General features: G+C 55.9%; 23 protein-coding genes. 11 read left to right on the top strand and 12 right to left on the bottom strand.

Features of this window, described 5'->3' with window-relative positions; all coding sequences use genetic code 11:
• Positions 1–66: 66 nt before the first annotated feature.
• The 3 genes from ACR0B3_RS02265 to ACR0B3_RS02255 form a co-directional block, all read right to left on the bottom strand.
• Positions 67–477 (bottom strand): DUF6636 domain-containing protein, encoded by a 411-nt coding sequence (locus ACR0B3_RS02265; protein WP_480807673.1) that lies wholly within the window; start codon positions 475–477, stop codon positions 67–69.
• 93 nt (positions 478–570) lie between these two features.
• Entirely contained in the window at positions 571–1701 is a 1131-nt protein-coding gene (gene tgt, locus ACR0B3_RS02260) for a tRNA guanosine(34) transglycosylase Tgt (RefSeq protein ID WP_480807672.1), read from the bottom strand.
• A gap of 63 nt (positions 1702–1764) precedes the next feature.
• Entirely contained in the window at positions 1765–2676 is a 912-nt protein-coding gene (locus tag ACR0B3_RS02255) for a nucleoside hydrolase (protein ID WP_480807671.1), read from the bottom strand.
• A gap of 176 nt (positions 2677–2852) precedes the next feature.
• On the opposite strand from ACR0B3_RS02255, the gene ACR0B3_RS02250 reads away from it, so the two are divergent.
• The 4 genes from ACR0B3_RS02250 (at position 2853) to ACR0B3_RS02235 (ending at position 5813) form a co-directional block, all read left to right on the top strand.
• Entirely contained in the window at positions 2853–3743 is an 891-nt protein-coding gene (locus ACR0B3_RS02250; RefSeq protein WP_170684093.1) for an SPFH domain-containing protein, read from the top strand.
• Positions 3743–4021: an NfeD family protein gene (locus ACR0B3_RS02245; RefSeq protein WP_170719277.1), complete on the top strand. Its 279-nt coding sequence runs from the start codon at positions 3743–3745 to the stop codon at positions 4019–4021. The genes ACR0B3_RS02250 and ACR0B3_RS02245 overlap by 1 nt, the downstream gene beginning before the upstream one ends.
• A gap of 95 nt (positions 4022–4116) precedes the next feature.
• The gene (locus ACR0B3_RS02240) at positions 4117–4479 is read left to right on the top strand and encodes an SUF system Fe-S cluster assembly protein (protein ID WP_170684097.1); all 363 of its coding nucleotides are present in this window, start codon (positions 4117–4119) and stop codon (positions 4477–4479) included.
• Between the two features lie 125 nt (positions 4480–4604).
• Positions 4605–5813: a glycerophosphodiester phosphodiesterase family protein gene (locus ACR0B3_RS02235; RefSeq protein WP_480807670.1), complete on the top strand. Its 1209-nt coding sequence runs from the start codon at positions 4605–4607 to the stop codon at positions 5811–5813.
• A 73-nt stretch (positions 5814–5886) separates the two neighbouring features.
• Here the strand turns inward: ACR0B3_RS02235 and ACR0B3_RS02230 are convergent, their stop codons facing one another.
• Positions 5887–6216 (bottom strand): hypothetical protein, encoded by a 330-nt coding sequence (locus ACR0B3_RS02230; RefSeq protein WP_480807669.1) that lies wholly within the window; start codon positions 6214–6216, stop codon positions 5887–5889.
• A gap of 174 nt (positions 6217–6390) precedes the next feature.
• Between ACR0B3_RS02230 and ACR0B3_RS02225 the strand changes: the two genes are divergently transcribed.
• Together ACR0B3_RS02225 and tpiA are read left to right on the top strand one after the other, a co-directional pair.
• Positions 6391–6756, top strand: coding sequence for an iron-sulfur cluster assembly accessory protein (locus tag ACR0B3_RS02225; protein ID WP_170719285.1), 366 nt, complete (start codon positions 6391–6393; stop codon positions 6754–6756).
• 99 nt (positions 6757–6855) lie between these two features.
• The gene (gene tpiA, locus ACR0B3_RS02220) at positions 6856–7605 is read left to right on the top strand and encodes a triose-phosphate isomerase (protein ID WP_480807668.1); all 750 of its coding nucleotides are present in this window, start codon (positions 6856–6858) and stop codon (positions 7603–7605) included.
• 2 nt (positions 7606–7607) lie between these two features.
• Here tpiA and ACR0B3_RS02215 read toward each other — a convergent pair whose 3' ends face one another.
• The 7 genes from ACR0B3_RS02215 to ACR0B3_RS02185 form a co-directional block, all read right to left on the bottom strand.
• Entirely contained in the window at positions 7608–8054 is a 447-nt protein-coding gene (locus ACR0B3_RS02215) for a nucleoside deaminase (RefSeq protein WP_480807667.1), read from the bottom strand.
• A gap of 58 nt (positions 8055–8112) precedes the next feature.
• On the bottom strand, positions 8113–8424 hold the full coding sequence (locus ACR0B3_RS02210) for a DMT family transporter (RefSeq protein WP_480807666.1): 312 nt from the start codon (positions 8422–8424) through the stop codon (positions 8113–8115).
• Positions 8425–8581: 157 nt separating this feature from the next.
• Entirely contained in the window at positions 8582–9958 is a 1377-nt protein-coding gene (locus ACR0B3_RS02205) for a TRAP transporter large permease (RefSeq protein WP_480807665.1), read from the bottom strand.
• On the bottom strand, positions 9958–10635 hold the full coding sequence (locus ACR0B3_RS02200; protein WP_170684111.1) for a TRAP transporter small permease: 678 nt from the start codon (positions 10633–10635) through the stop codon (positions 9958–9960). Before ACR0B3_RS02200 ends, ACR0B3_RS02205 begins: the two co-directional genes overlap by 1 nt.
• A gap of 117 nt (positions 10636–10752) precedes the next feature.
• Positions 10753–11754: a DctP family TRAP transporter solute-binding subunit gene (locus tag ACR0B3_RS02195; protein WP_170684113.1), complete on the bottom strand. Its 1002-nt coding sequence runs from the start codon at positions 11752–11754 to the stop codon at positions 10753–10755.
• Between the two features lie 371 nt (positions 11755–12125).
• Positions 12126–13355, bottom strand: coding sequence for a sigma-54-dependent transcriptional regulator (locus ACR0B3_RS02190; protein WP_480807664.1), 1230 nt, complete (start codon positions 13353–13355; stop codon positions 12126–12128).
• Positions 13352–15085 (bottom strand): sensor histidine kinase, encoded by a 1734-nt coding sequence (locus ACR0B3_RS02185; protein ID WP_480807663.1) that lies wholly within the window; start codon positions 15083–15085, stop codon positions 13352–13354. The genes ACR0B3_RS02190 and ACR0B3_RS02185 overlap by 4 nt, the downstream gene beginning before the upstream one ends.
• A 46-nt stretch (positions 15086–15131) precedes the next feature.
• On the opposite strand from ACR0B3_RS02185, the gene ACR0B3_RS02180 reads away from it, so the two are divergent.
• Positions 15132–16313: a cytochrome P450 gene (locus ACR0B3_RS02180; RefSeq protein WP_480808013.1), complete on the top strand. Its 1182-nt coding sequence runs from the start codon at positions 15132–15134 to the stop codon at positions 16311–16313.
• 124 nt (positions 16314–16437) lie between these two features.
• Here the strand turns inward: ACR0B3_RS02180 and ACR0B3_RS02175 are convergent, their stop codons facing one another.
• Positions 16438–16911 carry an Lrp/AsnC family transcriptional regulator gene (locus ACR0B3_RS02175; protein ID WP_480807662.1) on the bottom strand — a complete coding sequence of 158 codons (474 nt, stop codon included), beginning with the start codon at positions 16909–16911 and terminating at the stop codon, positions 16438–16440.
• Between the two features lie 245 nt (positions 16912–17156).
• Between ACR0B3_RS02175 and ACR0B3_RS02170 the strand changes: the two genes are divergently transcribed.
• The 4 genes from ACR0B3_RS02170 (at position 17157) to ACR0B3_RS02155 (ending at position 20354) form a co-directional block, all read left to right on the top strand.
• Complete coding sequence (locus ACR0B3_RS02170; RefSeq protein ID WP_480807661.1) at positions 17157–17471, top strand: DUF2849 domain-containing protein; 315 nt, start codon at positions 17157–17159, stop codon at positions 17469–17471.
• Positions 17472–17534: 63 nt separating this feature from the next.
• Positions 17535–19199: a nitrite/sulfite reductase gene (locus tag ACR0B3_RS02165; protein ID WP_480807660.1), complete on the top strand. Its 1665-nt coding sequence runs from the start codon at positions 17535–17537 to the stop codon at positions 19197–19199.
• Positions 19189–19950, top strand: coding sequence for a phosphoadenylyl-sulfate reductase (locus ACR0B3_RS02160; protein WP_480807659.1), 762 nt, complete (start codon positions 19189–19191; stop codon positions 19948–19950). Before ACR0B3_RS02165 ends, ACR0B3_RS02160 begins: the two co-directional genes overlap by 11 nt.
• Positions 19947–20354 carry a DUF934 domain-containing protein gene (locus ACR0B3_RS02155; protein ID WP_480807658.1) on the top strand — a complete coding sequence of 136 codons (408 nt, stop codon included), beginning with the start codon at positions 19947–19949 and terminating at the stop codon, positions 20352–20354. The genes ACR0B3_RS02160 and ACR0B3_RS02155 overlap by 4 nt, the downstream gene beginning before the upstream one ends.
• Positions 20355–20391: the final 37 nt, after the last annotated feature.

Raw genomic sequence — 20391 nt, 5'->3', positions numbered from 1 at the left:
CAAGGCATCCAGCCGACATATCCACCGTTTTTAGCGGTATGCGCCAAGAATAGAGGCACGTACCGGTCAGAATATCTTTTGAACGGCCCGAGACAAAAAGAAGCCGTGGCCGACCTCATTCTTACACTCCAACCCCTTCTTCGACGAATGACAGACGAACCCACCGAACCGGCCCGTAACCCCATAATCTGCGCGATCAAATCCGTCACGATTTCGGTTGAGCGGCTGGCACAGCATCCTGACCGCGCCCTGATTGGTCATGAAAAAGTCATGGCCCCAATCCGATTGGCAATCTGCGGGGCGCGGTAAGGCTGGCGCGCCCCTGCGCTCGATAATGGTACATGACAGGTCCGACGCACCAGGTTCCTGCCCGACAACACACTGGATGTTTTCGGATGGTGTTTCAAAGGTCCAGACGTCTGCGTTTGATACCGATGCGAATAATGTAAATACGATGGGAATAAGAACTCGAGGCATGGAATACTCCTGCTCAAAACAAAATGAAATTCGTAAATCTTATGCAGACAGTATAGCGGAAAACGTGCCATTTGTCATCGAAAGGGCGACAACCTAAAGCGGCTCGATATCGCCCTGCGCACGCTGCGCATGGAACTGCGCTTGCCATTCGGCAAATGTGCCTGCGGAAATTGCGTCTCTCATGCCCTGCATAATCTCTTGAAAGTAATGCAGGTTGTGCCAAGTCAACAGCATACCCGAGATCATCTCGTTCGAGCGGAAGACGTGGTGCAGATAGGCGCGCGAGTAATTCGAGCAGGCCGGGCAGCTGCACTGTTCGTCCAGGGGGCGCGGATCGACGGCGTGGCGGGCGTTCTTGATGTTGACCACACCATGGCGTGTAAACACCTGCCCCGTACGGCCCGAGCGCGAAGGAAGTACGCAATCCATCATGTCGATGCCACGCGCCACGGCACCAACGATGTCATCCGGTTTGCCGACTCCCATCAGGTATCGCGGCTTGTCCTCGGGCAGATAACCGGGGGCATAGTCAAGGCAGTCGAACATAGCCTCCTGCCCTTCGCCAACCGCGAGGCCGCCAACGGCATAGCCCTCAAACCCGATCTGTTTCAGCGCCTCGGCGCTTTCCTCGCGCAGGTCCTGTTCAAGCCCGCCCTGCATGATGCCAAACAGCGCGTGACCGGGGCGATCCCCGAACGTCTCGCGGGACCGTTCGGCCCATCGCATCGACAGGCGCATTGACTCGGCAATCCGATCCCGATCCGCTGGCAGCGCGGGGCACTCGTCAAAGCACATGACGATGTCGGACCCCAACAGGCGCTGGATTTCCATCGAGCGTTCCGGCGTCAGCTCATGTTTTGAGCCGTCAACGTGCGATTTGAAGGTCACACCCTTCTCGGTGAGCTTGCGCAAACCGGCCAGCGACATCACCTGAAAGCCACCCGAGTCGGTCAGGATCGGACGATCCCAATTCATGAACTTGTGCAACCCACCCAAACGATCGATCCGTTCAGCCGTTGGGCGCAGCATCAGATGGTAGGTATTCCCCAATAGAATATCAGCCCCGGTCGCGCGCACGCTTTCTGGCATCATCGCTTTCACAGTCGCAGCCGTACCCACCGGCATGAACGCGGGCGTCCGCACCTCACCCCTGGGCGTATTGATCACACCGGTACGGGCTTTGCCGTCAGTTGCTTTCAGGTCAAAAGAGAAACGATCAGTCATCAAAGGGCCTCGGGTCGCGGAACCGGGCAGGCTTTGCCCGATCTGTCTGTGCAATGCAACCCGTCAGGGCAGCGATGCAACGCGTTCGGTAAACAGGCGTACAACCCCTGCCCCGTCGACGTCCTTGCATACCCGTACCGGAGGTCGCTTGGAATCAATGCGCGTCGCTCCGTGTTCGGCACCACCAGAGATCACCCGCAGGCCTGTTTCTACGATCTCGAACATCGGATCATGGGTGCAGGCGATGACGGCTGTTGAATCGTGCAGACCACAGCCTTCCAGCCCGCCGACCTCTTTGTAGAACTTCAGATAGAACCGCGAGATATCACGCAGAAAACCTCCCATATCAGGGGAATTCTGGGCCAGCCCTTCAAAATCCGCAGTCTCATACAGCGTTTTAAGCGTCACATCCAAACCAACAAGCACGGTTGGTAAGGGTGCGGCAAATACTTCGTCCGCGGCTTTCACATCATGATAGATGTTGGCCTCGGCATGTTCCGTGATGTTTCCCCGGCAATAAACTGCGCCCCCCATAATCACCAGCTTGGCAAGATTGTCGGCAAACTCTGGGTCCAGTCTGATCGCATCCGCAATGTTGGTCAGTGGCCCGACGGCACAAACGACCAACTCACCGCGATGGGTCCGCGCCATCTCAACCAGAAACTCTGCCGCGGTCAACTCGTGGTTTGTTCCGATTTGAGGAATTTCCGTGATATCCCCAAACCCTTCTGGCCCGTGTACATGCTCGGACGGGGCATGACCGTCTTCGCCTCGCGCAAAGGGTGCCCCTTCAGCAACTGGGATACCCAACCCCAATTTATCAACCAGATAGCGTGCATTGCGGCTGGATTGATGCACGTGGGTGTTGCCGAACACGGTCGTCAGGCCCATTAGCTCAATTTCGGGTGCGGCGGCTGCATAAGCGATCGCCATTGCATCATCGATGCCGGGATCTGTATCAATTATCAGTTTCATCTCTGCCCGATACCGCAAACGCCAACAGGATGCAAAGCAGCCACAGCATGCGAATTCCGTATCAAATAATCAGTTTCAGAGATTTGCATTCAGGCCTGCTCAATCCATACCAGAGTTGAAAACGGGCGACTCAATCCCCAAATGTATACTATAGTACACAATAAATGAGGACAGATATGACGGAAGACCAGATTATCGGACTGCTTACATCAAACGTTATCTATCTCCTGGCGGCGGCGCTGATTGCGCTCGTCATCTTCAAAGGCGTCAAGATTGTACCTCAATCCGAAAAATTTGTGGTTGAAAGGTTTGGCAGATTGCGCTCAGTCCTTGGGCCCGGAATCAACTTTATCGTTCCTTTTCTTGATGTTGCACGCCACAAGATATCCATCCTTGAGCGTCAGTTGCCAAATGCAACTCAGGACGCGATCACCAAAGACAACGTATTGGTGCAGATCGATACTTCGGTTTTCTACCGCATTCTTGAGCCTGAAAAGACGGTTTATCGTATTCGCGACGTGGACGGAGCGATTGCCACAACAGTTGCTGGTATTGTCCGTGCCGAGATTGGTAAGATGGACCTAGATGAGGTCCAATCGAACCGCGCGCAACTGATTGAACGTATTCAGGAAAGTGTCGAAACTGCCGTTGACGATTGGGGCATCGAAGTCACGCGTGCCGAGATTTTGGACGTGAATCTGGATCAGGCCACACGTGACGCCATGCTGCAGCAATTGAACGCCGAACGTGCGCGCCGCGCTCAGGTCACCGAGGCAGAAGGCCAGAAACGCGCCGTGGAACTGCAAGCCGACGCCGAGCTTTATGCGGCAGAGCAAACTGCCAAAGCCCGCCGTATCTCGGCTGAGGCCGAAGCGTACGCAACGCAGGTTGTTGCAAAGGCCATTCAAGACAACGGGCTAGAAGCAGCGCAATATCAAGTTGCGCTGAAACAGGTGGAATCGCTTAACGCTTTGGGCAATGGCACCGGCTCGCAGACCATCGTCGTGCCTGCAAATGCACTTGAAGCCTTCGGTAATGCATTTAACATGCTGAAAGGAGGCAAATGATGGCTGATCCTTTCTGGCTGACATGGTGGGTCTGGCTGGCCGGGGCGCTTGCTCTGGCCATCCTCGAAGTCGCCTTGCCAGGGTTTATCTTCCTGGGTTTCGCCATCGGTGCCGCCATTACCGGGTTTCTATTGTTGGTTCCCGGCATGGCTCCATCCCTGCCCGTTCTGCTGCTGATCTTTGCGGTTTTGTCGTTGGCTGCCTGGCTGGTTCTGCGCCGCATGTTCGCTTTACCGCATGGGCAAGTTAAAACCTTCAACCACGATATAAATGAGTGATCTGATCTGGCGCCCATAACGGGCGCCACAGCACCTCTGGACGCTGCACAGTGGTTTCCCTATATAATCTCTCAGGTAACAGACCCGAGGCATCAATGACCCACCCCAGCGAACAGTTCGAAGGCAGCCCGCTCATTGCACCTTCGACCATCGAACACCCTTTGTACGAACCCGTGGTGGAAGCGTGCCGGACGGTTTTTGATCCCGAAATTCCGGTTAACATCTATGATCTGGGTCTGATCTATACCATCGACATCACCGGCGAGAATGCCGTCAAGATCATCATGACCCTGACCGCGCCGGGCTGCCCGGTCGCAGGTGAAATGCCCGGTTGGATCGTGGAAGCCATCGAACCTGTTGCGGGTGTCAAAGAGGTGGACGTTGAACTGACATGGGAGCCCCCCTGGGGCATGGAAATGATGTCAGACGAAGCCCGGCTTGAGCTGGGTTTCATGTAACCCAAAACTTACCCACAGAAAATTCAGACCTGTTACAAAACAGTGTGCTGCGTGTTACTTAACCGTTTTCGGGTTGTCACAATGTTGGGCCACAACGCCCGCATCTGATGACCCGGAGATCAAGAATGCGCATCACAACTCTTTGTGCCACCCTATTGTTGCCAACACTGGCTGCCGCCAACGGCATCACGCCACAGATCAGCTATGGACCACGCCCAGCTTATTTGATCGATAAGTTGCCGGGTGGAGAGCTGAAGACAACACTGCAGGCCTGCGCGGCACAAACACCCGAACCCTCTGATTTTTCGATTGGCCACCGAGGTGCTCCACTGTTGTTCCCGGAACATACGGTTGAATCGAATGTAGCCGCTGCGCGCATGGGGGCGGGAATTTTGGAATGCGACGTGACCTTTACCAAGGATCACGAACTGGTTTGCCGACACGCACAGAATGACCTGCACACCACAACCAATATCCTTGTCAGCGATCTGGCTGACACCTGCCTCGTACCCTTCACCGCTGCCGATGGTGAGATCGAAGCGCAGGCCGAATGCCGCACGTCTGAGTTGACGCTAGAGCAGTTTCGCACGCTGACGCCCAAGATGGACAGCGCTGACAAAACCGCGACCACGCCCGAGGCCTATCAAGGGGGTGTCGCTGGCTGGCGTACCAATCTGTTTGCCGATGCGGCGCACACCATGACCCATGCGGAATCAATTGCTCTGTTCCGCGATCTGGGGGCTAAGTTCACACCGGAACTGAAATCGCCGTCTGTCGAGATGCCATTCAACGGTTTCAGCCAGCAGGACTATGCACAAAAGCTGATCGACGAATACAAAGCTGCAGGTGTTCCGGCGTCGGACGTTTGGGCCCAAAGCTTCAATCTGGACGATGTCCTTTATTGGATCGAAAACGAGCCGGAATTCGGCAAACAGGCTGTGTTCCTTGACAATTCCTACAACATCGAAGGGTTCGACCACAACGATCCATCGACTTTCCCGCATGATTTCAAGGAACTGCATGCCAAAGGTGTGAACTATATCGCGCCGCCCATGTGGATGCTGGTGACAGAACAAGACGGCAAGATCGTGCCGTCTGTTTGGGCCACACAGGCCAAGGACGCAGGATTGAAACTGATCACGTGGACGTTGGAGCGTTCGGGGCCGCTGCAAACCGGTGGAGGCTGGTATTTCCAGTCGGTTGAAAACCTGACCACGGATGACAGCATGTACTATCAGCTGCTGGATGTTCTGGCGCAGGACGTAAAGGTTGAAGGCGTCTTCTCGGACTGGCCCGCAACCGTCACATACTACGCGAATTGCATGGGCCTCTGACCAAAGCCTTCCCCCATTTTAAGGCCCATTCTGGACCGCCCTTGCCCGGGGGCGGTCCAATTTTATGATGCAATCATTTGATGTTACAGGTCGATTTTATTTCAGCCGCACGGGCATCCAGTTCATTGATGTAGTCGCCTGATAACATCTTGAGGTGCTTTTGCTCGGTCCCGGTCACCAATCCCAACAAGGCCCCAGCAGGTAGGATTGAGACCACGCTTTCCACCTGCTGATCCTCAGCATGTTTCTTCTCAGCCGCAATCGCGCGCAGATCACCTGGCGCGGTGGCGCAATTGACCGGATGGCGTTTGTCATCCGCAGCGAACACCGGGGTTGCCAGTGCAATACAGACCAGACTGATCGATACGCTAATCCTGATCATATGTTTTGCTTTTTGTTTCATCTCTCTTCGCCTCTAGTAGAAATCTATCCAAATAATCCGACAATACGGGCACGCTAATGCCCCACTGCCGTTGCAGGCAACCCATCACAGCTGCGGTATTTGTCATCTCGCTCTCTTGAGCCTGACGCAGACCGGCCTTAGATTAGGTCTAACGCGCGAATACGGAGCCCGCCCATGTTTGGCATTCCCGGCAAACAAGCCGTGACTATGACACCTAAAGCCGCCGAACAGATTGTTCGGCTTATGAAATCCGGTGGCCACGCTGGATTGCGCATTGGCGTCAAGAAAGGCGGCTGTGCAGGTATGGAATATACCATGGATTATGTGGATGAGTCAGATCCGCATGATGAGGTGGTTGAGCAGGACGGCGCACGCGTAATGATCGCACCGATGGCTCAGATGTTCCTGTTCGGGACCGAGATCGATTATGAGGTCTCGCTGCTTGAGGCTGGATTCAAGTTCAGAAACCCGAATGTGGTTGATGCCTGCGGTTGCGGGGAATCGATCAAGTTCGACGAAACGATTTCGGCTCAGAACTAAGCTCAGACCACAATGTATTGACCTCGCTGCCGGAATTGTCAGACCCTGTCTTCGATGATATCCGAAGAGCATAACACTTGAGTTCTCGGAGGGACGGAGATGCGGCGCAAACTGGCGGCAGGCAACTGGAAAATGAACGGAACCAGCGCTGCGTTGAGCGAGCTTGAGACGCTGAGCGCGTCGTATCCTGCGCCTTCAGTCGATATCCTCATCTGCCCGCCCACAACGCTACTTGATCGTGCGGCGAACGCGGTCAAAGGATCAGGCATCACGGTTGGTGGGCAGGATTGCCATGCTGCCTCCTCGGGTGCTCATACCGGAGATATCAGCGCCGAAATGCTGCTGGATGCCGGTGCAAACACGGTGATCCTTGGCCACTCCGAACGCCGCGAGGATCATGGCGAGCAGAACGAAGACATTCGCGCCAAAGCCCGCGCTGCGATGGATGCGGGCCTGAAGGCGATCATCTGTGTCGGGGAAAGCTTGGAACAGCGCGAGGCGTCAAACACGTTGGATATCATCGGCGGGCAGATGTCAGGCTCGATCCCTGACCAGTCGACCGGAGAGAATCTGATCGTCGCCTATGAACCCATCTGGGCCATCGGCACCGGCAAAGTCCCTACTCTCGAAGAGATCGGCGAGGTTCATGATTTCATTCGCGCCCGGCTTGAAAGGCGCTTTGGCGAAGGCGTTGGCCGCTCGGTTCGTCTGCTTTATGGCGGGTCGGTCAAACCCGGCAATGCGGCTGAGATTTTCGCCGTGTCCAATGTCGATGGTGCGTTGGTGGGTGGTGCCAGCCTGAAAGCCGAAGACTTCTCGGGCATTATCAACGCGCTTGAGGGCGCCTGATTTTATTCAGCAATATCCTCAGCCCATAACTCGGGCTTTTCTTCAATGAATCGCTTCATCAAGGCGATGCAGTCCGGATCGTCGGCAATCACAACTTCGACCCCGCGTTCGCGCAAGAAGTCCTCATTGCCGCCGAAATTCAGTGTGTCCCCAATGACAACGCGCGGTATGCCGAATTGAACGATGGTGCCTGAGCACATCATGCAGGGTGAAAGCGACGTATAAAGCACCGTATCGCGATAGGTTTTCTGTCGGCCTGCCTTGCGCAGCGCGTCCATCTCACCATGTGCGATCGGATCACCGGCCTGAACGCGCTGATTGCGGCCTTGAGAAATAACCTCGCCACCGCGCGCCAGAACCGAACCGATGGGGCAGCCGCCTTCGTCAAACCCCGCCTTTGCCTCATCATAGGCAATGCGCAGCAGGCGTGTGTCGGTGTCGGTTAGCATCGTGATATCCTTTGAAATTTGAAACCAAGCTGCCCGACACCGGATGGGGCGTCAACGTTTAGGCGAGTTTCATGACCACTAAGCCACTAACGATCAACATCGCCGCGAATACACGCATGGGCGTTAACGCTTCGCCAAGGAACATGATGCCAACGGTAAAGGCTCCAACGGCACCGATCCCGGTCCAGATGGTGTAAGCCGTGCCAAGTGGCAAATCTCGCATGGCAAGCGCCAGCAGGCCAAAGGACCCGATCATCGAGACCCCCATGATCGCGGTCGGCCACAAGCGTGTGAAACCAGCGGTCTGTTTCATCGCCACGGCCCACACGATTTCGAGCAGGCCAGCGAACAACAACAAAATCCAGGGCATAAGAACACCTCACTGTGTAAGTTCGGGTCGTCCCGAACGATCAACCATGATGGTGAGGTCGTCCTCAGAACCTTAGTTATGCTCTTAAGCCCAGGATTCAAGGCGCAAAAAACCGGGCGGATTGCGCCGCCCGGTCCAACTGCTCTGTATATCTTGTTTAATTGGTTATGATCTCCGGCCCCATGAACGTGTTAGGCAGGAAGGTGGATATCCACGGGATGTACGTGACCATGATCAGGAACACGAACAGAACGGCCAGGAATGGCAGCGCTGCCCTCACAACGCCCATCATCGGCATCCCCGCTACACCCGAGGTCACGAACAGGTTCAATCCGACTGGAGGCGTAATCATCCCGATCTCCATATTCACTACCATAATGATGCCCAGATGGATCGGATCGATCCCAAGCTCGATCGCAATCGGAAAGACCAGTGGTGCCACGATGACCAACAAGCCCGAAGGTTCCATAAACTGACCACCGATCAGCAGGATTACGTTGACCACGATCAGGAACGTCACTGGCCCCAGCCCCGCAGACAACATCGCCTCGGCAATGTGCTGAGGCACCTGTTCGTCGGTCAACACATGCTTGAGGATCAACGCGTTGGCGATCACGAACAACAGCGTCACAGTCAACTTGCCAGCCTCGAACAGCGTGTGCTTGGTATCGGGGTGAACAAATGCTGTGATCAACGCATAAGGTTTTTTCAGCAGCGAGATATTCTGCGCATCGCCTTCGGTGCTGAGAGGCCCCATGTCCTTGTAGACAAAGCTTGCGATGAAGAACGCATAGACTGCTGCCACAGCTGCGGCCTCGGTCGGGGTAAAGATGCCTCCGTAGATACCGCCCAGAATGATGACGATCAAGAACAAGCCCCAACCGGCCTCGCGGGCAGATGTAAAGACCTCACCCCAGCCCTTCCAGTCACCTTTGGGCAGGTTCTTGACCTTGGCCATGACGTATATGGTGATCATCAGCATCAGACCCGCCATCAGGCCCGGTATGACGCCCGCTAGGAACATCCTCCCGACCGAGACTTCGACGGCGGCCGCATAGACCACCATCACAATTGACGGCGGGATCAGAATGCCCAGCGTACCAGCATTACAGATCACACCGGCGGCGAATTCCTTGGAATAGCCAACCTGTCGCATCCCGGCGATAACAATCGACCCAATGGCAACCACAGTTGCCGGGGATGAGCCCGACAGTGCCGCGAACAACATACAGGCGAACACGCCCGCAATCGCCAACCCGCCCGGCAAATGCCCCACGCAGGCAATCGAGAACCGGATGATCCGCCGTGCAACTCCACCTGTCGTCATGAAAGACGATGCAAGGATGAAGAATGGGATCGCCAACAGGGTAAAGTGCCCTTCGAACGCCTCGAACAATGTCCCTGCAACCGAAGCAAGCGAACTGTCCGAATAAATCAGTAGAAACAGTGTCGAACTGAGGCCCAAAGCCACCGCAATCGGCACACCGATCAGCAATAGGCCAACGACCATCGAGAAAAGGAGTACGACGTCCATCAGTCATGCCCTCCTTGCTGAGCACGAACTTCTTCGATCTCGTCCTCGACTTCATGGCTGGCAACTAGGCGGTCAGTTTCACCGCGCCATATCTGAACGGCGACCTGCGCGAAACGGATCACAAGCAACAGCATCGACAGCGGCAAGACGAAATAGGGAACCACCTTGGGCAGTTTCTCGTAATATTCGCCGTAGTTGATCATGTCTTCGAGAAAGCGCAGCGGCGCGACCATGGGAATGTCATCAACTTCGTAGAAGCTTTGGCTGCGCGCGCTCATGTCGAAACCTGTTGGGAACCAGCGACCCGAGGTTGGAGGCAGATCGGCGAACACTGCCCAATAGTCGTATGACCCTTTTAGCAAGAGCAGCGAAAACACCAGACAACAGGCCACTGCAATCAACGCCAGGATCCGGCGCGGCGCCGGGGCTAGCATATTCAGGATTGCATCCACACCCAGATGTGCGTGTTTTTTCACCGCATAAGACGCGCCCAGAAGTACCAGCCATCCAAAGGTGAACACTGTCAGTTCTAGCGCCCATAGAATATTGGAATTAAACACAAACCGCGCGATCACATTAGCAAAGGTGACGACCGTCATCAGCCCCAATAAGCATGCAATCAAGGTTTCTTCGATATGGTCGACCAGCCCGCCTTGGCCGGATTTCGCACCAGACATCTCTCTGTCCCCGCAATTTTTTTGATGAGAGTTGAGGGAGTGTGGCGGGCCATAGCGGCCCGCCCAGCCTGCACATCCATAACTCCCCAGTCCCCGGATGCGCGGCCTAAACCGGGATTAGAACCCGGCGTTGATCGCCTGTGCGGCGTCGATTTTGTCCTGACCGACGTCACCGGCAAACTTGTCCCAGACCGGTTTCATCGCATCAACCCAGGCTTGGCGCTGTTCTGGGTTCAGTTCGCGAATGATGCCACCTGCATTGGTGATCGATGCTTTGGCTTCTTCATTCACCGCGAAGGCCTCTTTGTTCCGAGTCTCTGTCACTTCGGTAAGAATGGTCAGGAACTGATCACGCACTTCGGGATCAAGGCTGTCCAGCCAGTCCACCGAGGTCACAACCAGATAGTCGATGATGCCATGGTTTGTTTCGGTGATACCGTCCTGAACCTCAAAGAATTTCTTGCCGTAGATGTTCGACCAGGTGTTTTCCTGCCCGTCCACAACGCCCTGCTGCAGCGCGCCGTACACTTCCGAGAACGCCATCTTCTGCGGGCTACCACCGATCGCTTCCATTTGCGCAACCAGAACGTCCGAGGATTGTACGCGGAACTTCAGGCCTTCTGCATCCGACGGATCTTCCAACGGCTTGTTTGCCGACATCTGCTTCATGCCATTGTGCCAAAAGGCCAGCCCCTGCAGTCCGCGGCGCTGCATGCTGTCCTTCATCGCCTGACCATCAGCAGAGGCTTGGAACGCATCCACGGCATCGATGTTCTTGAACATGAATGGCAGGTCAAACAGGCGGAATTGCTTGGTGAACTTTTCGAACTTCGACAAAGACGGTGCGGCCAGTTGCACGTCTCCTTGCAACATCGCCTCAAGTACCTTGTCATCGTTATAGAGGGTCGAGTTCGGATAGACCTCCATGCACATCACGCCGTTCATCTCGTCATTGACGCGCTGCTCAAGCAGCGATGCGGCGATGCCTTTGGGGTGCTTGTCGGTGTTGGTCACATGCGCAAACTTGACGACGATCTCGCCATCTTCGCAGGCCGCCAAACCTGCTGTCGCGGTTACGGATAAAGCAATCGCAGTTGCTGCCGTTGTCAGGAATTTCATCAGTCTTCTCCTCCCAGACTTCCCTAAAACTTTCATCAAGCGCCCAATCAGCGCCGTCTGGTGCGGAGTGAACCGAATCAACACTTCACTCTCAACAAATTGTTCATCAGCGGACAAATTTGATTTTTTAGCTATTAAATCATTTGGTTAAAGCGCATCCCACACTAATCAAGCATATCGCAAAATCGACCATGTGCGAATTTCCGCACAGGCAAAGTGCGCCCTGTGCGGGATTCCGCACAAATTTCGAATCACACCTTCCGAATCGCACATAAGTAACAGCGCGCAACCGCAGCCCGCCCTGCGGGCTGCCGGGCCCGACGGCTTTGCCAGTATGATAAATACTGAAAAAAGCTGGCGGGAGAATTTCGCTAGCGGCGATAGTCTTCTGGTCGGATGTGATAACGGGCCAGCTTGTCATAGAAAGTCTTGCGCGGCAGCTTCAGCGCCTTGGCCGCATCTGCAGCCTTACCATTGTGGCGCCCAAGAGCCGCGATCAGCAAAGACCTTTCGACCCGCGCCAATTGCTCGCTCAACCCCAGATCGTTGGCCTGAGCCACCTCGTCCGGCATTCCCAGCACAAACCGCATGGCCGCCGACATCAGAGAACGCGCATTGCCCGGCCAATCCTGCGCCATCAACGAGGCCAGATGCTCGGGTGTTACTTCAGGTTCGGCAATTCCGGCTTGTTCTGCCGCCTGCGCAACGTAACGACGAAAGATAATGGGGATATCTTCGGGGCGCTCTGATAGCGCTGGGATACGCACGCGCATAACATCCAACCGATAGAACAGGTCCGCATTGAACCTTCCCTGCGCGCAAAGGTCGGACAAATCGGCTGTTGCCCCCGCAATAATCCTGACATCTGCCCCCTGCTCGATCATCTCCAGCGCTGCAAACTGCGTTGCATCTGTCATCGCCGAGACCTCATCTAGAAACAGCGACCCTCCCGCAGCGTCTGCGCAGACACGCAGCAGATCATCCGGGTTCAGACCTGAGGCCGGGCGTTTGACAAATGGCCCCTGCCCAACCGGCGACATCAGGTGGACCACCTCTGCCACCTTCGATATCCCACTGCCCGCCGGACCGGTCACCAGTACTTCGGCATGCGTGGGCGCTACGCTGCGCACGCGTTCGCGCAAGGCCTCGGCCTGATCGGACAAGCCAAACAGCATGCGCGCCGCGGGATCACCACGTTCAAGCTCGCGCCGCTGCTCACGCTCGTGCAGAACCTCCGCGCGCGCAGCGAAGGCGCGTTCGAGCACACCGAGCAGGTCAGCAGCAGCGCAAGGCTTTTCAAGAAAATCAAATGCTCCCTGCCCCATGGCCTGAACAGCCATCGGAATATCCCCTTCGCCGGTCAGCAAAACCACAGGTAGCTCCGGATCCACTTCACGCGCAAAGGACAGCAGATGAAACCCGTCGCGCCCAGGCATGCGGATATCCGATATGATCACCCCATCAAACTCGCGATGAATATGATCCTTGGCGGCCACAAAAGACCCAGCCGAAACCGGCTGATAATCAGCCAATTCGAGTGTCTGGGCCAATGCCTCACGTACGGCAGCGTCATCGTCAACCAAAAGCACTTTGCGGATCATGCTGCCTCATCCTCTGCGTAAGGCTCCAACTCAACCGTGAACTCAGCACCGTCCTCGGTGTTTGAACCGCGAATGTCCCCCCCAAAGCTCTGAACCAATCCATAGGAAATGGACAATCCCAATCCCATGCCCTCAGATGAACCCACTGTTTTTGTGGTATAGAAGGGCTCGAACATCCGATCAGGGTCTTCGATGCCCGGGCCCGTGTCACGGACCGAAACACGGATGGGCTTGCCCGCTATAAGCGAAACTGAAATCTTGCGCATCGTCCGATCGGCCATCGCATCCGCCGCATTGTTAATAAGGTTGACGAACACCTGTACCAGACGGACCTCGCCACCCCAGGCGTAAACGGCATCCTTCGGGGGCAGCCATTCCAGTTCCACGTTATCATCGCGCAGCCGAACTTCGGCTAGTTCGGTGGCCGCATTGAGCACCTGAACCAGATCTACGCGTCCCATCGGTTCGCTTTCATTTCTCGCAAAGGCGCGCAGGTTCTTGATGATCCGCGCCATTCGGGCGGCCATATCCGAGATGCGACCCAAGTTTTCACCCGCTTTCTCGTCCTTTCCGCGCTCTAGAAAGGCAGACCCGTTATCAGCGAATTGTTGAATCGCCATCAGAGGCTGATTTAACTCGTGGCTGATACCTGCCGACATCTTGCCCAACGCGCTCAGCTTGCCAGCCTGCACCAGATCAGCCTGCGCCTGTTTAAGCGCCGCCTCCGCTTCTTCGCGCTCGACGACTTCACGACGCAGCGCCGAATTGGCAGCCGTCAACGCCCTGGTCCGCTGAGCCACCCGGCTTTCCAGCACCATGTTAGCTTCGGCCAGCGTTCGCCGACGCTCCGAGGCCAAAAACAGCAGCGCACCGAATGCAAAACAGATGGCCGCAACTGCCGCTGCCTGCAAACCCGCCAATCGGCGCGCAGGGGCCACATCCACCAGCATTTCCGCAGTCATCGCAATAACGGGCAGTTCTAGTGTCAGGTGCAAAGCACGTCGTGGGAGATAGCGACCCCAATTAAGTGTCCAAACCTCATGACCCGCTACATTGGTCGAAGCAAAATCAACATTCTCTCCTTGGGGTGAAGTCAGGCCTTGTTGACCCTCAACGCGGTTCCAGAGCAACAAATCCGAGCGGTTCGAGATAAACACGACCCCGTCGGCATCAACAAAAAACACAGCATCGGTGCTGCCACGCCAGGTCTGTTCAACATCCTGCACATCTGCCAATACCATCAGCGCGCCCAGAATCTGCCCTGTATCAAGAAACGCGGGTGCCGCATATGAGTAGATGCGATCACCGCTCGCCTCATCTACGCCATGCGCGCTTCCTAGTGCGCCTTGCATAGCCCGCTCAAACGCGGGATGCGCAGACATATCGCGCCGCGCCACGGGTTGGGCCGCCGCCAGAACCTGACCTTCCGTGTCCAGATACATCACGTTCACTGCGGCCGTTTTGTCTGCGACCTCCAACAGCACATTTCGGGCCGCCAGCTGTTGATCCGGACCGTCAAGCGCCAGCAAAGCGGGATGATCCGCCATCAATGCAGCCACTTCCTGATAGACTTGCATCTGGGTGCTCAAACGGTCTGCAGCCAATTCAAGGTCGGCCTCAGCTTTTTCGCTTAGCTGCGACAAGGCTTGGCGATACCCGTATGTCCAGACTGCCGCCGACAGCAGGGCAACCGCACAACAGAAACCTGCGATAATCCAAAAACGTTGCATATCTAGGGTCTTGCATTCAGCGGCGCCCATGGCAAGTCTGCAGCGCATGAAGACACTGGCCCAATCACCGACCGATCCCGCATTCGTGCAAAACCCCTACCCGTTTTATGACCGGGCGCGTCAGTCTGGCGATCTGTTCTATTGGGAGGACTACGGCATCGTTGCAGCCGTTTCTCACAAAGCGGTGCAATCATTCCTCAAAGATCGGCGCTTCGGGCGCGAAGTTCCCGCAGAGCTCGCGAAACCGGGCGCAAGCCATCTTGCGCCGTGGCTCAAAGTCGAGTCTCATTCCATGCTGGAACTCGAACCACCTCGACACACCAGGTTACGGTCATTGGTCCTGCGGGCGTTCACTTCGCGCGCAATCACCGCTCTGGAACCATCGATCGTACAGTTGTGCCAAGATTTGATCGGTAAATTCCCCGAAGGTCCCTTTGACCTGCTGCAAGCCTACTGCACGCAGGTTCCGGTTATCACGATCTGTCGCCTGCTAGGCGTCCCCGAGAACATGGCGCCGCAGTTGCTGCATTGGTCGCACGCCATGGTTGCGATGTACCAAGCCAACCGCACGCGTAAAACCGAAGATGAGGCCGTACGGGCAACGCAAGAATTCACCACTTATCTCGAAAACTATGTTGAATTGCGGCGCAAGGACTCTCGTGACGATCTGATCACCCGATTGATCGTCGCAGAGGAAGATGGCGAGAAACTCTCGCGCGACGAACTGATCACAACGTGCATTCTCTTGCTCAACGCCGGTCACGAAGCGACGGTTCATGCCATCGGCAACGGCGTGAAAACGATACTTGCAACAAACACCCAGCAACTTGCCTTGTCGCCTGACACCATCGACGGGTTGGTCGAGGAAATACTGCGGTTCGATCCGCCGCTCCATATGTTTCGGCGCTACGCCTACGAAGATGTTGAGATTTTTGGACACCGTTTCTCGCGTGGCGACGAGGTTGCACTACTCTTGGGGGCTGCCAATCGCGACCCTGTTGTCTGGGACCGACACAACGCGTTCGATCCGGTGCGCAACATCAGCGCCAATACCAGCTTCGGCGGAGGGCTGCACTTCTGCGTAGGCGCCCCCTTGGCACTGCTTGAGATGCGGATTGCGCTTCCAATCCTGTTCCAGCGGTATCCAAATCTGGAACTATCTGATGGGCCACAATACGCAGACACCTATCATTTCCACGGGCTATCAAAACTGATGGTTCAAACCTAAGAACCCATCGCGCGTAAGGTACTACGCGTCACTCAAAGACTGATCCACTCTTCATCTGGCTAAAAATATCCCGGGGGGAGTCGCCCTTAGGCGACGGGGGCAGAGCCCCCATAAACGCTTCACTCTATCCAGCAGGCTTTAGAGGCAACATCGTGGTCGATTTGATCTCTTCCATAGACAACAAAGCGGTAACGTTGTGCACCCGCACCTCAGATATCAGAGCCTGATAAAACGCATCATAGGCGCGCGCATTCCTGACTCGGACTTTCAGGATATAATCGATGTCGCCTGCCAGACGATGAGCCTCCTGAACTTCAGGTCTATCGCGCAGCGCTTTCAAGAACTTCTGCTGCCATTCCGCTTCATGCTCGGACGTGCGGATCAATACAAAAAATGTGGCTTCGAACCCCAGCGCTTCGGCGTCCAGCAATACGGTTTGCTGACCAATAACACCCGCCCCTCTAAGCTTGCGAATACGATTCCAAACCGGGGTCTTCGAACTGCCCACTCGGGCCGCGATTTCGTCAAGCGACTGGCTCGCATCGCGTTGCAGCTCGGCTAGAATTTTCCGATCTGTGTCGTCTATCCGCACCGACATTCCAATTTTCCCTTCAATTCAGGACACGGGTTCCACGCGCTGCCACTTTCAGAACAAACGTTCTTATTTGACGGCACATATGGCGATTTACCGGGAATATTTCCTATATTGGCAAACAAGTCAATTCAGCCACGAGATGATCCAATGCAGGTCAAACAGTCAATTAAATGCACACGCAAGCCGGGCTTTGCCCGCGCTGCACTCAATCTGCAGATTGTCACGGTATTTCATAAGGAGTTTGCCTGATGGCTCGCGCTTTTACCCCCAAAGTCGTCACCGCCAACGACTTGTTGGAAGGCGATGTGATTTATCAAACCGAGGATGACCGCTGGTCGCGTGAGTTGTCCGAGGCCGAGCTGATCACCGATGAAGCGCATGCGCAGGTTCGTCTGCTGGATGCCGCGCGTCAGGCCAATAAGATCGTTGGCGCCTATCTCGCTGACGCGGTGGCCGGTGAAAACGGCCCCGAGCCCACCCATTTTCGGGAAGACTTCCGCCGGACTGGTCCGTCCAACTATGCCCACGGCAAACAGGAAACTTCCCCGCAGCCCCGGGCCTGATCTCTGGCCTCTCTCTCCCCTTCAAGGCCCCGGATCCGGGGCTGCAACTAAGGACAGCTAAACATGTATCGCTACTCCGAGTTCGACACAGCATTTTTGGCAGAACGCAACGCGCAGTTCCGGGCGCAGGTTGAGCGTCGCATCGACGGCTCACTAACCGAAGACGAATTTAAGCCCCTGCGCTTGATGAACGGCCTGTATCTGCAGCTGCACGCCTACATGCTGCGCGTTGCCATTCCTTATGGCACGCTGTCCAGCGCACAGATGCGTCAACTCGCCTTGCTCGCCGAGAAGTGGGACAAGGGTTATGGCCATTTCACCACCCGTCAGAACATCCAGTACAACTGGCCGAAACTGAACGATGTACCGGATATGCTGGACGCGCTGGCTGAGGTTGGCATGCACGCCATACAAACCTCGGGCAACACCATCCGCAATGTGACCGCCGATCATTTTGCCGGTGCCGCGGCGGACGAGGTCGCCGATCCGCGCCCCTATGCCGAACTGCTGCGGCAGTGGTCGACCGACCACCCCGAATTCCAGTTCATGCCGCGTAAGTTCAAGATCGCAATTACCGGGTCTGAGAACGACCGCGCCGTGATCAAAGCGCATGACATCGGCCTGCAACTGGTTGAACGTGACGGTGTTCTTGGCGCGCGTGTTATCGTTGGCGGTGGTCTTGGCCGTACTCCGATGATCGGCAAGGAACTGTCGGACTTCGTCGCGTTTGACGACCTGCTGGCTTACTTGGAAGCCACCGTATCCGTCTGGAACCAGATCGGTCGCCGTGACAACAAGTACAAAGCGCGCATCAAGATCACCGTGCATGAGCACGGCATTGATGCCATCCGCGCCAAGGTTAACGAGCGCTTCCTCCAAGTGCGCCCGCAATTCAAAGGCGCCGATATGAACCTGCTTGAAGAGATCAAGGGCCACTTTGCCCCGCCTGCTTTCCGCGAAGGATCCGTTGCCTCGTTCGAAAGCGCCTATACGAACGATCCGGTCTTCCGGTCATGGGTCGACACCAACATCGCGCCGCACAAAAACGCGGACCACGCGATTGCCACGATCTCGATCAAGAAGCACGGCGCAACGCCGGGCGATGCTACGGCTGAGCAGATGCGCGTGATGGCCGACCTGGCTGAAGAGTTCGCCTATGACGAGCTGCGCATCAGCCATGAACAGAACGTGATCCTACCGCATGTCCACAAATCGGACCTGCCCGCGATCCACGCCAAGCTGAAAGAGCACGAACTGGCCACAGCCAATATCGGGCTGATCAGCGACATCATCGCCTGCCCCGGCATGGATTACTGCGCGCTTGCAACGGCCCGTTCAATCCCGGTTGCTCAGGAAATTGCGACCCGGTTTGAGGACATGAAACTGGAGCATGATATCGGCCACCTGAAGATCAAGATCTCGGGCTGCATCAACGCCTGTGGTCACCACCATGTGGGTCATATCGGCATCCTGGGTCTGGATCGCGCCGGCGTAGAAAACTACCAGATTACTCTGGGCGGTGACGCGACCGAGACAGCGGCAATTGGCGATCGTACCGGCCCCGGCTTTGCCTATGATGAGATCGTTCCAGCCGTTGAGCGCATCGTCGAAGCCTATCTGGAGCTGCGCGAAAGTGCCGAGGAGACCTTCCTCGAAACCTATCGTCGCGTTGGCATGGCACCGTTCAAAGCTGTGCTTTACCCCGAGGCGCAGGCCAATGCCGCTTGACCTGATCCAGACAGAACTGGGTAGCGATAGGCGCGAGCTGACTGAAAAAGTCAACGCGCTGAATGCCCAGTTCAAACACCATAGTGCCCATGACGTAATGCACGGCGCGATCCAAGAGATCGAGGAACTTGCGCTAGTCTCAAGTTTTGGCGCGGAATCGGTGGTGTTGCTGCATATGGCGGCGGTGGTTGATAAAACCACGCCGGTTCTGTTCATCGACACGCAGATGCTTTTTGCCGAAACGCTGGAATACCAGCATGAAGTCAGTGAGCGTCTGGGGCTGACCAATGTCAAAATCATCCGTGCGGATGAGGATGATGTTCAGCGTGATGATCCCTATGGTGCCTTGCACCTGCGTGATACCGACGCCTGCTGTAACCTGCGCAAGACGTTTCCTCTGCAACAGGCGTTGTCTGGGTACTGCGGCTGGATTACTGGGCGCAAACGGTTTCAGGCTGGCACGCGTGCGGCGCTTGAGTTCTTCGAGGTTGAAGACGGCACGGGCCGGATCAAAGTCAACCCGCTGGCCCATTGGGCACCAGAAGACGTTCGTACCTATATGGACGAAAACAACCTGCCCCGGCATCCGCTTGTGGCCAAAGGATACCCTTCGATCGGCTGTGCGCCTTGCACATCTCCGGTTAAAGAAGGCGAAGACCCGCGCTCGGGACGTTGGCGCGATCAGAACAAGGAAGAATGCGGCATCCATTTTGTTGACGGAAAAATGGTGCGCATCGGAGAGAAAACATGAACGTAATCGTAAATGACGAGGGCTTTTCGCCAGATGATTGGACCGACGGCTTTGTCACATTGGACGACGCGGCCAATGATGTTGTTGCGTTGGACGTGACATCGGATACGGATCCGGATGAATTGATCGATCGCTTGGGCTCGGCCCAGATGGTGCGTGTCGATTTTCCTTCTTCTGCTGACGGGCGCGGCTTTACCATAGCGCGCGTGTTGCGGCTAAAAGGATTCAAAGGACGCCTTCGCGCCAAAGGCCACGTGCTGGCGGACCAATACGCCATGGCACGCCGCAGTGGCTTTGACGAGGTTGAAATCGACCACGCGCTGGCAAACCGCCAACCCGAAGATCAGTGGCTAGCCCGCGCCAATTGGCAAGAGAACAACTATCAGGCCCGACTGCGTGGCTGAAGCCACTATGGCCAGCTTGTGATGCGAAAGGGGCAAT

The organism is Ruegeria sp. CE9 (assembly GCF_056537425.1).
The sequence above is the reverse complement of the archived record's forward strand: the minus strand, read 5'-3'. Positions and strand labels throughout refer to the sequence as shown.

Bases quoted from the DNA above. Each gene is read 5' to 3' on its own strand.
- tpiA (WP_480807668.1), top strand. From the start codon at position 6,856: ATGCGGCGCAAACTGGCGGCAGGCAACTGGAAAATGAACGGAACCAGC.
- ACR0B3_RS02245 (WP_170719277.1), top strand. From the start codon at position 3,743: ATGGCTGATCCTTTCTGGCTGACATGGTGGGTCTGGCTGGCCGGGGCG.
- tgt (WP_480807672.1), bottom strand. From the start codon at position 1,701: ATGACTGATCGTTTCTCTTTTGACCTGAAAGCAACTGACGGCAAAGCC.
- ACR0B3_RS02175 (WP_480807662.1), bottom strand. From the start codon at position 16,911: ATGTCGGTGCGGATAGACGACACAGATCGGAAAATTCTAGCCGAGCTG.
- ACR0B3_RS02255 (WP_480807671.1), bottom strand. From the start codon at position 2,676: ATGAAACTGATAATTGATACAGATCCCGGCATCGATGATGCAATGGCG.
- ACR0B3_RS02160 (WP_480807659.1), top strand. From the start codon at position 19,189: ATGCCGCTTGACCTGATCCAGACAGAACTGGGTAGCGATAGGCGCGAG.
- ACR0B3_RS02170 (WP_480807661.1), top strand. From the start codon at position 17,157: ATGGCTCGCGCTTTTACCCCCAAAGTCGTCACCGCCAACGACTTGTTG.
- ACR0B3_RS02155 (WP_480807658.1), top strand. From the start codon at position 19,947: ATGAACGTAATCGTAAATGACGAGGGCTTTTCGCCAGATGATTGGACC.
- ACR0B3_RS02195 (WP_170684113.1), bottom strand. From the start codon at position 11,754: ATGAAATTCCTGACAACGGCAGCAACTGCGATTGCTTTATCCGTAACC.
- ACR0B3_RS02165 (WP_480807660.1), top strand. From the start codon at position 17,535: ATGTATCGCTACTCCGAGTTCGACACAGCATTTTTGGCAGAACGCAAC.
- ACR0B3_RS02215 (WP_480807667.1), bottom strand. From the start codon at position 8,054: ATGCTAACCGACACCGACACACGCCTGCTGCGCATTGCCTATGATGAG.
- ACR0B3_RS02250 (WP_170684093.1), top strand. From the start codon at position 2,853: ATGACGGAAGACCAGATTATCGGACTGCTTACATCAAACGTTATCTAT.
- ACR0B3_RS02240 (WP_170684097.1), top strand. From the start codon at position 4,117: ATGACCCACCCCAGCGAACAGTTCGAAGGCAGCCCGCTCATTGCACCT.
- ACR0B3_RS02180 (WP_480808013.1), top strand. From the start codon at position 15,132: ATGAAGACACTGGCCCAATCACCGACCGATCCCGCATTCGTGCAAAAC.
- ACR0B3_RS02205 (WP_480807665.1), bottom strand. From the start codon at position 9,958: ATGGACGTCGTACTCCTTTTCTCGATGGTCGTTGGCCTATTGCTGATC.
- ACR0B3_RS02230 (WP_480807669.1), bottom strand. From the start codon at position 6,216: ATGAAACAAAAAGCAAAACATATGATCAGGATTAGCGTATCGATCAGT.
- ACR0B3_RS02235 (WP_480807670.1), top strand. From the start codon at position 4,605: ATGCGCATCACAACTCTTTGTGCCACCCTATTGTTGCCAACACTGGCT.
- ACR0B3_RS02200 (WP_170684111.1), bottom strand. From the start codon at position 10,635: ATGTCTGGTGCGAAATCCGGCCAAGGCGGGCTGGTCGACCATATCGAA.
- ACR0B3_RS02210 (WP_480807666.1), bottom strand. From the start codon at position 8,424: ATGCCCTGGATTTTGTTGTTGTTCGCTGGCCTGCTCGAAATCGTGTGG.
- ACR0B3_RS02225 (WP_170719285.1), top strand. From the start codon at position 6,391: ATGTTTGGCATTCCCGGCAAACAAGCCGTGACTATGACACCTAAAGCC.
- ACR0B3_RS02185 (WP_480807663.1), bottom strand. From the start codon at position 15,085: ATGCAACGTTTTTGGATTATCGCAGGTTTCTGTTGTGCGGTTGCCCTG.
- ACR0B3_RS02265 (WP_480807673.1), bottom strand. From the start codon at position 477: ATGCCTCGAGTTCTTATTCCCATCGTATTTACATTATTCGCATCGGTA.
- ACR0B3_RS02190 (WP_480807664.1), bottom strand. From the start codon at position 13,355: ATGATCCGCAAAGTGCTTTTGGTTGACGATGACGCTGCCGTACGTGAG.